This is a genomic window from Nocardia cyriacigeorgica (assembly GCF_010868145.1).
Taxonomy (GTDB): Bacteria; Actinomycetota; Actinomycetes; order Mycobacteriales; family Mycobacteriaceae; genus Nocardia; species Nocardia cyriacigeorgica_D.
In genome coordinates, this window is the sequence record NZ_JAAGUY010000099.1 from 1 (window position 1) to 274 (window position 274).

1 protein-coding gene is annotated in these 274 nt (G+C 70.1%); it reads right to left on the reverse strand.

The window, feature by feature from the left end; translation table 11 throughout:
- Window positions 1-274, reverse strand: a 274-nt coding sequence (locus GV792_RS28915) for a condensation domain-containing protein (RefSeq protein ID WP_163828154.1), incomplete at both ends; no start/stop codon positions are given.

Sequence of the window (274 nt, forward strand, 5' to 3'; positions counted from 1 at the left end):
GTTCGCCGGTCCAGTAGGCGAGCTGGCGCGCGGCCAGGCTCTCCGGGTCGTCGCTCGCGCCGAGCAGCTCATGCTGCCATTCGCTGAAGTCGCTGTACTGGATCTCCAGCGGCTCCCATTCCGGGCCGTGTCCGGCGGTACGCGCCAGGTACGCGGTGACCAGATCGCGGGTCATCGGCGCGATGGAGTAGCCGTCGGCGCTGATGTGGTGCAGCACCACCACCAGGACGTGGTCATCCGGTGCGAGCCGGAACAGCGCGGCGCGCACCGGTGG